The sequence below is a fragment of the Mesorhizobium sp. MC2-1-1 genome (assembly GCF_057597255.1).
The window spans coordinates 1330131-1344185 of sequence record NZ_CP195205.1; the positions used below are offsets into that span (position 1 = coordinate 1330131).

At 64.4% G+C, this 14055-nt stretch carries 5 protein-coding genes; 4 read left to right on the forward strand and 1 reads right to left on the reverse strand.

The genetic code is table 11. The features are described from left to right. The first annotated feature begins 17 nt into the window (after positions 1-17). On the forward strand, positions 18-1691 hold the full coding sequence (hutU, locus tag ACR64R_RS06740) for a urocanate hydratase (RefSeq protein WP_487360906.1): 1674 nt from the start codon (positions 18-20) through the stop codon (positions 1689-1691). Positions 1692-1694: 3 nt separating this feature from the next. Then, positions 1695-2282, forward strand: a complete 588-nt coding sequence (locus tag ACR64R_RS06745) for a HutD/Ves family protein (RefSeq protein ID WP_487360907.1) — start codon at positions 1695-1697, stop codon at positions 2280-2282. 32 nt (positions 2283-2314) lie between these two features. Here ACR64R_RS06745 and ACR64R_RS06750 read toward each other — a convergent pair whose 3' ends face one another. Continuing rightward, positions 2315-2860, reverse strand: a complete 546-nt coding sequence (locus tag ACR64R_RS06750; RefSeq protein WP_487360908.1) for a DUF4019 domain-containing protein — start codon at positions 2858-2860, stop codon at positions 2315-2317. Between the two features lie 347 nt (positions 2861-3207). Between ACR64R_RS06750 and ACR64R_RS06755 the strand changes: the two genes are divergently transcribed. Then, positions 3208-11787, forward strand: a complete 8580-nt coding sequence (locus tag ACR64R_RS06755) for a glycoside hydrolase family 94 protein (RefSeq protein ID WP_487360909.1) — start codon at positions 3208-3210, stop codon at positions 11785-11787. Positions 11788-12162: 375 nt separating this feature from the next. Beyond that, the gene (locus tag ACR64R_RS06760) at positions 12163-13932 is read left to right on the forward strand and encodes a glucan ABC transporter ATP-binding protein/ permease (protein ID WP_487360910.1); all 1770 of its coding nucleotides are present in this window, start codon (positions 12163-12165) and stop codon (positions 13930-13932) included. Positions 13933-14055 lie beyond the last annotated feature (123 nt).

Below are 14055 nucleotides of genomic sequence, written 5' to 3' on the forward strand. Positions count from 1 at the left end.
CTTATTGGAAAGGGACAATGATGAACGATCCCCGCCACAACATCCGTGAAGTGCGCGCACCCCGCGGCGACAAGCTGAACGCCCGCTACTGGACGACCGAGGCGCCGCTGCGCATGCTGATGAACAACCTCGATCCGGAGGTTGCCGAGAATCCGAACGAGCTTGTCGTCTATGGCGGCATCGGCCGGGCCGCGCGCACCTGGAACGATTTCGACCGCATTGTCGCTTCGCTGAAAACGCTCGGCGAGGACGAGACGCTGCTCGTCCAGTCCGGCAAGCCGGTCGGCGTCTTCAAGACCCATGCCAACGCCCCGCGCGTGTTGATCGCCAACTCCAACATCGTGCCGCACTGGGCGACCTGGGAGAAGTTCAACGAGCTCGATAGGAAGGGCCTGATGATGTACGGCCAGATGACGGCCGGCTCCTGGATCTATATCGGCACGCAAGGCATCGTGCAGGGCACCTACGAGACATTCGTCGAGGCCGGCCGCCAGCATTACAACGGCAACCTCAGGGGCAAGTGGATCCTGACCGGCGGTCTCGGCGGCATGGGCGGCGCGCAGCCTCTGGCGGCCGTCATGGCCGGCGCATGCTGCCTTGCCATCGAATGCAACCCTGACTCGATCGATTTCCGCCTGCGAACCCGCTATCTCGACGAGAAGGCCGAGACGCTCGACGAGGCAATGGAAATGATCGAGCGCTGGACCAAGGCCGGCGAAGCGAAGTCGGTCGGCCTGCTCGGCAACGCGGCCGAGATCGTACCGGAGATGTTCAGGCGCGGCATCCGCCCCGACATGGTCACCGACCAGACCTCGGCGCATGACCCCATCAACGGCTACCTGCCCAAGGGCTGGACGATGGCCGAGTGGCGCGAGAAGCGCAGTTCTGACCCCAAGGCAGTCGAGAAGGCCGCGCGTGCGTCGATGCGCGAGCATGTCGAGGCGATGGTTGCGTTCTGGAACGCCGGCGTTCCGACGCTCGACTATGGCAACAACATCCGCCAGGTCGCCAAGGACGAAGGTTTTGAGAACGCCTTCGCCTTCCCGGGCTTCGTGCCGGCCTATATCCGACCGCTGTTCTGCCGCGGCATCGGCCCATTCCGCTGGGCGGCGCTGTCGGGCGACCCGGAGGATATCTACAAGACCGACGCCAAGGTGCGCGAGCTGACCCCAGGCAATACGCATCTGCACAACTGGCTGGACATGGCGCGCGAGCGCATCTCCTTCCAGGGCCTGCCGGCGCGCATCTGCTGGGTTGGCCTTGGCGATCGCCACCGGCTTGGCCTCGCCTTCAACGACATGGTGGCCAAGGGCGAGCTCAAGGCCCCGGTCGTCATCGGCCGCGACCATCTTGATTCCGGCTCGGTCGCCTCGCCGAACCGCGAGACAGAAGCGATGAAGGACGGCTCCGACGCCATTTCCGACTGGCCGCTACTCAACGCCCTGCTCAACACCGCGTCCGGCGCCACCTGGGTGTCGCTGCATCATGGCGGCGGCGTCGGCATGGGCTTCTCGCAGCATGCCGGCATGGTGATCGTCGCCGACGGCACGCCCGACGCGGCAAAGCGCCTGGAGCGTGTGTTGTGGAACGACCCGGCGACCGGCGTGATGCGCCACGCCGATGCCGGCTACGACATCGCCATCCAATGTGCCAAAGAGCACCAGCTCAACCTGCCCGGCATCCTGGGCTAGGCGATGCGCATCCTTCGTGCCGCCGGCTATCGCGTCATGCCGTGGAAGAATGGCGGCGGCACGACGACCGAGATCGCGATCTCGCCCGACAGCGCCGGGCTCGACGATTTCGACTGGCGCGTCTCCATGGCCCGCGTCGAAGCCGGCGGGCCCTTTTCCAGCTTCGCCGGCATCGACCGCACGCTCTCGGTGCTGGAAGGCGAGGGGATTGTCCTCGATATTGCCGGCCAACCTCCGGCGCGGCTGACCACGGCCTCGGCGCCGCTCGCCTTTCCAGGCGACGTGCCGACCAGCGCCGCGCTGATCGGTGGCCCGATCACCGACCTCAACGTCATGACGCGCCGTGGCCGCATGTCGCACAAGGTCGACCGGCTCATGCTTTCGGAGGCCCTGAATGTTGAGTTGAGCGCCAGCACAACCTTCATCCTGTTGCTCGGCGGAGAACTCCTCGCACACGGTGAAAAACCGGTCCGGGTCTTGCCGCTGGACGCACTGATGCTCGATCGGAGTTTCACTGATCTTCGACTGGAGCCAGTTGAAGGTGCCTCACTGTTTGTGATCCGCATCGACCGGACCACCGCCAACGACTAGGCCGTTTGGCAGCCGAACGTTCAAGACGGACTTCAACGGAAGTTTGGACAATTCCGCGACAACTCGGCCCATGCCTTGTCCAATTCAGATTTCGACTGGGTGGTCTCAATTTGCCGCGCGGTGGCGTTGTCGATGAAGTTGCTTTCGGCGCGCATGACGTGGAAAGCTCCTCCTGAAGGTCGCTGGTAAAGTACGATATATCCGCAGTTCCGGTCGATCTTCTCGAACTTGGTGGCGATATCGACTGCCGCATAGACGCCCGGAAACGGGGCGTTCGTCGGGTCCTTCAGCCACGTGAATTTGAGTAGCTTCCGCTCGAGCAAGGGGCCGGCCTGAGAGCGGAACTTCTCGCTTTGCTCCACGAAAACAGTTACCGGGATGGAGGATTTGGCGGCATCATCCATCATTTCATACGCTCGTTCGGGATTGCCGTTGTCGAGCATCGAGAAGTAGTTGGCGATCGTCTGTGTCGCGTCTCGAATCGATTCTTGAGACGGTGCCCACTCCTGCGAATATGCAGGCGGGCCGCCGGTCAAAGTCAGGGCGACCAACGCTACGAATGCCATGACTGCACGCATCTGCTTACCTTCCCCCAAGGTGCCAGAGGCAATCTCGCCAATAGGCATATTTCAAACCGACAGAAGATCAACCATTAACGGCTGTTGCCAAACATGATCGCGGCGCGGGCGAATTATCGCCCGGCCCCTTGCATGTATCACGAAAAAGCCCGAATCCTTACCCTGATCCAATCAGGGGCGGAGAGCGAGGGGCGTTCGCCCATTGAGTTGTCGAAAGGCACGCCCCTGTCGTGGTGCGCAGAACAAACTTTCGGCCGATCAGTCATGCAACCAATTGCAATTGAACCGGTTTTAGGGCCATTGCCGTGGCGGTGACGCCGCATTGCGCCCGCCTTACGGAATTTTCAATGAACATTCAGACGACCCCGAACAAGATCGAACAGACAAGCGCCGGCTTCCCGGCGGTGACTGAAGCTCCGATACGCTCCAACTTCCTGCCTGAGGATCGGCTGCGCGCCTTGGGCGTGGCGCTCGCCAAGGGCGAGGTCAAGGACCTGTTCGGCCTCGCCCCTTTCGAGTTCCAGGCCCGGATCCGCGACAGCGCCAAGAAGATTCTCGAAGTTTACCGCTCGACGAACGCCGCCCAGGCCAAGGGCGAGACCATCACGCCGGCCGCGCAATGGCTGCTCGACAACAACTATCTGGTCGAGGAGACCATTTTCCAGGTCAAGCGCGACCTGCCCCGCCGCTTCTACCGGCAACTGCCGACGTTGACGCTGGGCGACGGGACCGTTTTGCCGCGCGCCTTCGTCGTTGCCTGGAGTTATGTCGAGCATTCCGACAGCTCGGTCTCGGCCAACATGTTTAAGGCCATCGTCGAGGGCTTCCAGTCGGTCGAGCCTATGAAGATCGGCGAGCTCTGGGCGCTGCCCTCGCTGCTGCGCTTCGTGCTGATCGAGAACCTGCGCCGCATCGCCGTGCGCGTCGATCGCACCAGGCAGATGCGGCACATCGCCAACGAGGTTGCCGACCGGGTTCTCGCCACTGACGACAATGCCGACCGCACCAGGATTCTGTCCAACTACAGCGCGCATGCGCAGGACACCACTTTCGCCACCCAGCTGCTCTACCGCCTGCGCGACGGGTCGCAGAACGCTGGCCGCGCGTTGGAATGGCTGGAAGGCGAGTTGGAAAAGACCGGCTCCGACGCCGAGGAGATCATCATCTCCGAGCATCAGACGCTGTCCAGCGGCAACGTCACCACCGGCAACATCATCCGCGGCCTGCGCCTCATCAACGACGTTGACTGGACGGTCTGGTTCGAGGGCGTCAGCCGCATCGACACGTTGCTGCGCGAGCGCACGGATTTTGCCGATCTCGACTTCTTCTCGCGCGACCAGTACCGCACCGCGATCGAGCAACTGGCTCGGCGTTCGGACCTTTCCGAATTCCGCGTCGCCGAAAAGGCGATCGAGCTCGCCGGCCATACGCCCGGCGTCACCGATGCGTCCGGCGTGCCCGAAACCGCCGACCCGGCCGTGCATACCGATGTCGGCTTCTTCCTGGTCGGACCCCGCCGGCAGGAGCTGGAGAAGGCGATCGGCTACCGGCCGCCTTTCTATGTGACCTTCAAGCGCGGCTTTGCCAGCGCCGGCTGGCTGGGCATCGTGGTGCCGGTCTTCCTGTTGACGGCGCTGTTGCTGGTGCTGTCGGGAAGGGCGCTCGCCAATCTCGGCCTTTCGGTGGAATCGATCACGCTGATGCTGGCGCTGTTCGCGGTGCCGGCGAGCGAAGGCGCTCTGGCCTTCTTCAACACCGTGGTTGCGTTGTTCCTGAAGCCAACCAGGCTGGTCGGCTACGACTACAACAAGCACGGCATCCCGGCCCAGGCGCGCACGCTGGTCGTGGTGCCTTCGCTGATCGGCTCCCGCGACGATGTCGAGGAGAATATCCGCAACATCGAGGTGCATCACCTCGCCAACACCGGCAAGGAAATCCATTTCGCCCTTTTGTCCGACTGGCCGGATTCCAAGACCGAGATCGACGCCGCCGACATCGAGATCCTGCAATATGCCCGCGACGAGATCGCCAGGCTCAATGCCCGCTATCCGTCGGAAGGCTCGCCGCGCTTCTACCTCCTGCATCGCCGTCGCCTCTACAATCAGGCGCAGGGCTGCTGGATGGGCTGGGAGCGCAAGCGCGGTAAGCTGCATGAGCTGAATCTTCTCCTGCGCGGCGACAGCGACACCACCTTCCTGCCGCTCGACGTGCCGTTGCCGGAAAAGGTCGTCTATGTGATGACGCTCGACGCCGACACGCGCACCACGCGCGATGCGGTTTCGAGCCTGGTCGGCAAGCTCGCCCATCCGCTGAACCGCCCGCATTTCGATCCGGTCAAGCGCGTCGTCAGCGCCGGCTACACCATCCTGCAGCCACGCATCACCGCTTCGCTGACCAGCGGCGACGATGCCTCCTTCTTCCAGCGCGTATTCTCGGCCAATCGCGGCCTCGACCCCTATGTGTTCGCCGTCTCCGACGTCTATCAGGATGTCTTCGGCGACGGCTCCTTCACCGGCAAGGGCCTTTACCATGTCGACGCGTTCGAGGCGGCGCTGAAGAACCGCATCGACGAAAACACCATTCTCAGCCACGACCTGCTGGAAGGCGCGCTCGCGCGGGCCGCGCTGGTGACGGATGTTGAGCTGGTCGAGGATTATCCGACCCGCTACTCGGTCGACGCCTCGCGCCATCACCGCTGGGCGCGCGGCGACTGGCAGTTGCTCGGCTACATATTCGATCCGCGCTCCGGCGTGCCCGCGCTGTCGCGCTGGAAGATGGTCGACAATCTGCGCCGCTCGCTGACCCCGATCTTCTGGGTCATGGCCTGCGTCGCCGGCTGGACGCTGCTGCCTTTCACCCAGGCCGCTCAGTGGCAGGCCCTGATGATCCTCAGCCTGTTCATGGCGCCGACCTTCGACATCGTGAACGGCATTCTGCCCAACAGTGGTGACCAGACCCCGCGCGGCCATTTTTCGGCGCTTGCGCGCGACACCGTGTTCGGCACGGCGCTTGTGGCGCTCAAGGTGCTCCTGATGGCGCATCTGGCCTGGATGATGGGCGACGCCATCATACGCACCATATACCGCCTTTTCGTCAGCCGGCAGAACCTTCTGGAGTGGCGCACCGCTTCGCAGGCAGCCAAGGGCGGGAACGATCTCGGCGCTTATTATGGCATGATGTATGGCGCGGTGATCATCGGCGTCGTCGGCCTGGCCATTCCGGTGCTGGCCGATTCCACCGGCGCCTTCGTCGCCTTCTTCTTCGCAATCTTCTGGATCGCTTCGCCCGCCGTCGCCTGCTGGATCAGCCGTTCGGCCGAAACCGAGGACAGGCTGCGCATCTCGACCGCCGACATCCAGGTGCTGCGCACCTTTGCGCGCCGCACCTGGCATTATTTCGAGACCTTCGTCACGCCCGAGCAGCACCACCTGCCGCCGGACAATTTTCAGGAGAGCCCGGCGCCGGTCGTGGCGCCGCGCACCTCGCCGACCAATATCGGCGTCTATCTGCTCTCGGTGGTTTCTGCGCGCGACTTCGGCTGGATCAGCCTGTCGGACGCCATCACCCGCATCGACGCCACCATGACGACGATCGAGAACATGCCGCGCGATCGCGGCCATCTCTACAACTGGTATGACACGACGACGCTGAAGCCGCTCTATCCGCTTTATATCTCGGCGGTCGACAGCGGCAATCTCGCCGGCCATCTGGTCGCGGTGGCGGCGTCCTGCGCCGAATGGGCTGAGGCGCCCTCCGTGCATCTGCAGGGGGATTTCGAAGGCATCATCGATACCGTCACCATCCTTGACGAAAGTCTGGACGAGCTGCCGGACGACCGCAGGCAATTGCGGCCGCTGCGCCAGCGCCTGGCCGACCGTCTGGACGGCATGCGCCGCGCGGTCGCCACCATCAAGGCGCAGCCCGAGATGGCGTCGATCCGCACCATCAACCTTGCCGTGCTGGCGGGCGAGATCCGCAAGCTCGCGACCGCCATCCACACCGAGGCGGCGTCGCCGAAAAGCGATGTCATCGCCGACTGGGCGGCGCGTCTGGAGGCAACCTGCGAGGCGCATGTGCACGATTCGCACAATGACGAGAGCGCCGTCGCCGCGCTGCGCGCCAAGCTGCTAGCCTTGCGCGAGCGCTGCCGCCGCTATGCCTTCGAAATGGATTTCTCCTTCCTCATGCGGCAGGAGCGCAAGCTTCTCTCGATCGGCTACCGTGTCGAGGACCGCCAGCTCGACGAGAGCTGCTATGACCTGCTCGCCTCCGAGGCGCGGCTCACCAGCCTGTTCGCCATCGCCAAGGGCGACCTGCCGACCGAGCATTGGTTCCGCCTGGGACGGCCGATCGTCGAGATCGGCTTCCAGGGCGCGCTGATGTCCTGGTCGGGCTCGATGTTCGAGTACCTGATGCCGCCGCTGGTCATGAAGGAGCCGCAGGGCTCGATCCTCAACCAGACGAGCAAGCTCATCGTCAAACGCCAGATCCAGTATGCGCGTTCCAAGAATGTGCCGTGGGGCATTTCGGAGGCGGCCTACAACGCCCGCGACCGAGAGCTCACCTATCAGTACACCAATTTCGGCGTGCCCGGCCTTGGCCTCAAGCGAGGTCTTGGGCAGAACACCGTTATCGCGCCCTACGCGACGATCCTGGCGGCGCAGTTCAGCCCGCGTGAGGCGGTGCAAAACCTGCAGCGGCTGCGCTCGATAGGCGCGCTCGGCCGCCACGGCTTCTACGACGCGGTCGATTTCACGCCGCAGCGTGTGCCCGAAGGCACCGACCACGCCGTGGTGCAGAACTACATGGCGCATCATTCCGGCATGTCGATAGCGGCGGTCGCCGATGCTATCTTCGAGGGCCGGCTGCGCGAGCGCTTCCACAGCGATCCGGTGATCGAGTCGGCCGAGCTTCTGTTGCAGGAGAAGGCGCCGCGCGACATTCCGACCGCGACCGTCCGGACGGAAGCCGACGAGCGCTCCAAGGACGAGACCGAGACCGAGAGCCCGGACAGCCGCGTCATCCTCGACCCGATCAAGGCGTTGCGGGCGACCAACGTCATGTCCAACGGTCGCTATTCCGTCATGGTCACCGCGACCGGCTCCGGCTACAGCCGCTTCGGCGAGCTTGCCGTCACCCGCTGGCAGCCGGATCCGAGCGAGGATCGCCTCGGCTCCTACATTTTCCTGCGCGACACGGCGACTGGCGACTGGTGGTCGGCCACCGCCGAGCCGAAGCGCGCCGAGGGCGAACGCGTCCAGACGCTGTTTGCCGACGACAAGGCGAGCTTCACCAAGACGGTGGGTTCGCTGCGCACCGAAGTCGAATGCATTGTCATTTCCGAGGGCAATGGCGAGGGTCGCCGCATCACTCTCTACAATGACGGCGCGACCGACCGGCATATCGAAGTGACCTCCTTTGCCGAGCTGGTGCTTGGCAACGAAGCCTCGGACAACGCGCATCCGGCGTTCTCCAAGATGTTCGTGGAGACCGAGATCGCGCCCAACAACGGCGCGATCTTCGCCACGAGGCGCAAGCGCGACAAGAACGATCCCGACCTCACCATGGTGCATTTCGTCACCGACCCGTCGGGCCCGTCGCGCGATGCCGAGGCCGAGACCGACCGGCGCGCCTTCATCGGCCGCGGCCGCACGATTGCCGATGCCATTGCCTTCGATCCGGGCGTCAGGCTTTCCGGCAGCCAGGGCTTCACGCTCGATCCCGTGGCGGCGCTGCGCCGCCAGGTGCGAGTGCCGGCCAACAAGAAGATCTCGCTGACCTTCTGGACGGCTGTCGGCGCCAATCGCGAGGAGCTCGACGAGGCGATCGCCCGCCTCGACCACCAGGAGAGCTTCGCCCGCCAGGCGATGCTCGCCTGGACGCGCAGCCAGGTGCAGACGCGCCACCTTGGGCTCAGCCTCACCGACGCTGCCAATGTCCAGAAGCTGGCGCGCTACCTGATCTATCCCGATCCGTTCCTGCGCCTGCCGGCGGATTCGATCGCGTCGGGCCTCGGCCGCCAGTCGAGCCTCTGGCCGACCAGCATTTCGGGCGACTTCCCGATCTTCCTCGTGCGCATCGGCGACGTCGCCGACCTCGAGATCGTGGCCCAGGCGCTGCGCTTCCAGGAATACATGCGGGCGCGCGGCATGATGATCGACTTTGTCGTGGTCAACGAGCAGGCGTCCTCCTACGTGCAGGACCTGCAGCGCGCGGTGGAGACGCTGTGCGAGAACAGCCGCCTGCGCGGCCGGGAGCTGGGACCCCGCCAGCACATCTTCGCGGTGCGCCGCGACCTCATGGACGAGCCGACCTACAAGACCCTGTTGTCGGTCGCGCGGGTCGCTTTGCATACGCGCAACGGCACGATCTTCGACCAGCTCGAACGCGCCGAGACCGCGGCCCTCCAGGCCCGCGATGCCTTGCTTCAGACGGAAGGCGCAACGCCGCGCGAGCCCGCTCCGCCGCTCCCCTTGCCGGTGCGAGCGAGCCAGGCCGGCCGCGACATTGCCGCCGACGGCAGCGGCCTCAGCCTCTGGAACGGCTTTGGCGGCTTCGAGGGCGACGGCCGCCACTATGTGACGCGGCTGACCGGGCGGCGTTCCACGCCGCAGCCCTGGATCAACGTCATCTCGAACGCTTCCTTCGGCTTCCATGTCTCGGCCGAGGGCGCCGGCTTCACCTGGAGCCGCAACAGCCGCGACTACCAGTTGACGCCCTGGTCGAACGATCCGGTCTCGAACCGGCCGGGCGAGGGCTTCTATGTTTTCGATATCGCCAGCGGCAAGGCTTTCTCGCCGATGGCGGCGACGGTTCGCGACCCGTCGATGACGTATGAGACCTGGCACGGCCAGGGCTTCTCGACGTTCCGCTCGCGGCGCGGCCCATTGTCGATGGATCTGACGCAGGTGGTTGACCCGGCCGATCCGGTGAAGATCACCCGGCTGCGCATCCAGAATTCCGGCTCCGTGCCGGCGCGGCTGCGCGTCTATGCCTATGCCGAATGGGTGCTGGGCGGCCACCGCTCGCGCACCGCGGCGACCATCGTGCCTTCCCGGGATCCAGCGACCGGCTCCATGCTGGCGCAAAACCCCTATGGGCTCGATTTCGGCGACCGCGTCGCCTTCCTCGCGGCAAGCCATCCAGTGCATTCGGTGACCGCCGACCGCTCCGAATTTATCGGCAGGCACGGCACGACGGAATATCCTCAGGCCGTGCTCGGCGGGCTCGCGCTGTCCGGTCGTGTCGAGGCGGGCGACGACCCCTGCGCGGTTCTGGCCAGCGACATCGACATTCCTGCTGGCGGCGACGTCACGCTCGCGTGGCTGCTTGGCGACGCGGCCACGCCCGCCGAGGCCAGCGCGCTGGTGCAGACCCATCGCGGCAAGGATTTCGATCAACGCCTGGCCGACAATGAAAAGGCCTGGCGCGGCTTCCTCGACACCATTCAGGTCCAGACGCCCGACGAGGCCATGAACGCCATGGTCAACCATTGGCTGCCTTACCAGAGCCTGGCCTGCCGCATCCGCGCGCGCTCGGCCTTCTACCAGGCCAGCGGCGCCTTTGGTTTCCGCGATCAGTTGCAGGACACGCTGGCCCTGCTGGCGCACGACCCGCAGCTGGCGCGCGACCAGATCCTCAACGCCGCGCGCCGTCAGTTTCCGGAAGGCGACGTGCAGCATTGGTGGCTTCCGCGCACCGACGCCGGCGTGCGCACCATGATATCGGACGACGTGGTCTGGCTGGCGCATGCGACGGCCCGCTACATCGAGGTGACCGGCGATGCCGGTATCCTCGGGGAGCAGTTGCCCTTCATCGACGGGCAGCAGCTCGGCGAAGGCGAGCATGACGCCTTTTTCACGCCGGAGATCACCAAGAGCACCGCGCCGCTCTATGACCATTGCGCGCGGGCGCTTGATCTAGCGATCGAGCGAAGCAGCCCTGCCGGGCTGCCGCTGATCCTCGGCGGCGACTGGAACGACGGCATGAACCGCGTCGGCGAGGGCGGCAAGGGTGAGAGCGTGTGGCTGGGCTGGTTCCTGTTGAAGACGCTCAACGATTTCGCCCCCGTCGCCAGGGGACAGGGCGACGCCAAGCGGGCGCAAGCCTGGGCCAACCATGCGGATGTGCTCAAGCGAGCCTTGGAAAGCACCGCCTGGGACGGCCAATGGTACCGGCGCGGCAGCTTCGATGACGGCACGCCGCTCGGCTCGCGCAGTTCCGACGAGTGCAAGATCGACTCCATCGCCCAGTCCTGGAGCGTGCTGTCGGGCGGGGGCGATCCCGCGCGTTCGACAACGGCCATGGACCAAGCGACCGAAATGCTGGTGGATGACGAACTCAAGATCGTCAAATTGTTCACGCCGCCCTTCTCGAAGAGCGAGAAGGATCCCGGTTATATCAAGAGCTATCCGCCGGGCGTGCGCGAGAATGGCGGCCAGTACACCCATGCCGCCACCTGGTTCGTGATCGCGCTGGCGGAAATGGGCCGCACCGACGAGGCCTATCGCTGCTTCTCGATGTTGAACCCGGTCAATCACGCCTCGGACGAAGCGGCGGCGGAACATTACCGCGTCGAGCCCTATGTCGTGGCCGCCGACATCTATTCCGGCGAAGGCAAGGGCGGTCGAGGCGGCTGGACCTGGTATACTGGCTCGGCAGGCTGGCTTTATCGCGCTGCGGTTGAAGGCATCCTCGGCATCGAGCGCCGCGGCAAGGAGATCACGTTTAAGCCGAAGCTGCCTGGCCACTGGGACGGCTACGCCGCCACACTCAAAATGTTCGGCGGCGAGATCAAGCTTAGCGTGATCCGCGACAAAAAGACCAAGTCGATCTCGCTGGAAGTCGACGGTTCGAAGAAAAAGTCGACCTCTTTTGAGCCGAAAGCCGGTGAGAAGACCGAGGTCGTCGTAAGAATTCCTGCGTAAAATCAACAACTTGTTCGAGCGGCCGCGCACTTTTCAGGGTGCGCGGCCGATCGGCGCTTTTACTTGACCGGCGTTTCGCGCCCGTGCCGCGGCCCTTCCTTCAGCGCATGCTAAACAAGCGGCGTGTGACTAAAAATGTGGCAGCGGGGGCCAAGTGCCATTATTTTGCCGCAAGGCTGACATTTCACCTTTTATCTCAAACCGTTAGGTGATCACGTCAGATTTCGTACCGTCGTTATCTTTTGTTCGCTAAATGGGAACGGAGGGGATAGACGGGGCATTGTTTCGCGACACGTTAACCGATACGTGTCAGGAAATGGTGCGGTGCACAATACCGGCATTGAGCACAGACAAGAGTTTGGCGGAGTAGCTGAAGTGTCACTTCTGCAGATCTACTTTAGAGCGCTGGGTTATCTGGCGGCCGACAAGAAGCGCGTCGCGCTGATATGTGGCGCCAATGTCGCGCTTGCGGCGATCGCAATCCTCGAGCCGATCCTGCTGGGCCGCGTGATCGGTGCCATCTCCGAAAAAGGCCCCGTGTTTTCGACACTCGCCGCGTGGGCCGCCATAGGGGCCTTCAACGTCGTCGCCTTCGTGCTTGTGGCGCGCGGCGCCGACCGTTTCGCCCACGCCCGCCGCTCGGAAGTGCTTTGCCAGTCCTTTGAGCGCGTGATCACGATGCCGCTTGCCTGGCATCATCAGCGCGGCACGTCGAATTCGCTGCACACGCTGCTGCGCGCCGTCGAGACCCTGTTCAGCCTATGGCTCGAGTTCATGCGCGTGCATTTGTCCACCGCCATCGCGCTGGTGCTGCTTGTGCCGACCGCGCTCGCCATGGATATCCGCATGTCGGTCGTGCTGCTCGGCCTGGGCGTTCTTTACGTCGGCATCGGGCGCATCGTGATGCGCCGCACCAAGTCGGGGCAGACCGCTGTCGAACGCCACTATCATACCGTCTTTGCCCATGTGACCGATAGCGTCAGCAACGTCGCCGTGCTGCAGAGCTACAACCGCATCGGCCACGAGACCGCGACGCTGAAGCGTTACGTCAAGGACCTGCTCGACGCGCAGAACCCGGTGCTCGACTGGTGGGCGATCGCCAATGCGCTGAACCGTCTGTCATCGACCATCTCGATGATGATCGTGCTCTCGATTGGCGCTTATCTCGTCACCCGGGGCGAGCTTCGCGTCGGCGACGTGGTGGCCTTCACCGGCTTTGCCGGAATGCTGATCGCCCGTCTCGACCAGATGTCGGCCTTCACCACACAGATTTCCGAGGCCCGCGCCAAGCTTGAGGATTTCTATCGCCTCGAGGACTCGGCTGCCGAGACCGCCGAGCCGGACGGCCTGCGCGAGCTCGCCAACGTCACCGGCCATGTGCGCTTCGAGGACGTCAGCTTCGAATTCCCGAATTCCGGCCATGGCATCGAGAATGTGTCGTTCGAGGTCAAGGCTGGTCAGACGGTCGCCATCGTTGGCCCGACCGGCGCCGGGAAAACGACGCTCATCAATCTCCTGCAGCGCGTCTTTACGCCTTCAAGTGGCCGTATCCTGATCGACGGCATCGATACCAAGACGGTGACCCGCAAGTCGCTGCGCCATGCGATCGCCACCGTCTTCCAGGATGCCGGCCTGCTCAATCGCTCGATCGAGGACAATATTCGCGTCGGCCGCGCCGATGCGACCTATGACGAGATTCACGCCGCGGCGATCGCCGCCGCCGCGCAGGACTTCATCCTGGCCAAGAGCGGCGGCTATGACACCGTCGTCGGCGAACGCGGCGGCCAGCTCTCGGGTGGTGAGCGCCAGCGTATCGCCATCGCTCGCGCCGTGCTGAAGGATGCGCCGATCCTGGTGCTCGACGAGGCGACCAGCGCGCTCGACGTCGAGACCGAGGACCGAGTCAAGGACGCGATCGACGAACTGCGGCGCAACCGCACGACGTTCATCATCGCCCACCGCCTGACCACGGTCCGCGACGCCGACCTCGTGGTGTTCATGGACAAGGGCAAGGTGGTCGAGATGGGCGGCTTTACCGAGCTGTCACTGCGCAACGGCCGCTTCGCCGCTCTTCTGCGAGCCGGCGGTCTGCTCAACGACGAAGAGGTCCGCCGCCTGAGCCGCCCGGTCACGGAAGCGGCCTAAAGGCATGACCTTACCTTCTCCCCATGGGGAGAAGGTCGCCGCGCAGCGGCCGGATGAGGGGTGCTCCAGCTTGGCGCCCCTCTTTTGTTGCAAGGGACAAGTCTCACCTCTCATTCCTTCCAA

Excerpts from the sequence above, each read along its gene's own strand:
- hutU (WP_487360906.1), top strand. The coding sequence starts at position 18 with ATGATGAACGATCCCCGCCACAACATCCGTGAAGTGCGCGCACCCCGC.
- ACR64R_RS06745 (WP_487360907.1), top strand. The coding sequence starts at position 1,695 with ATGCGCATCCTTCGTGCCGCCGGCTATCGCGTCATGCCGTGGAAGAAT.
- ACR64R_RS06750 (WP_487360908.1), bottom strand. The coding sequence starts at position 2,860 with ATGCGTGCAGTCATGGCATTCGTAGCGTTGGTCGCCCTGACTTTGACC.
- ACR64R_RS06755 (WP_487360909.1), top strand. The coding sequence starts at position 3,208 with ATGAACATTCAGACGACCCCGAACAAGATCGAACAGACAAGCGCCGGC.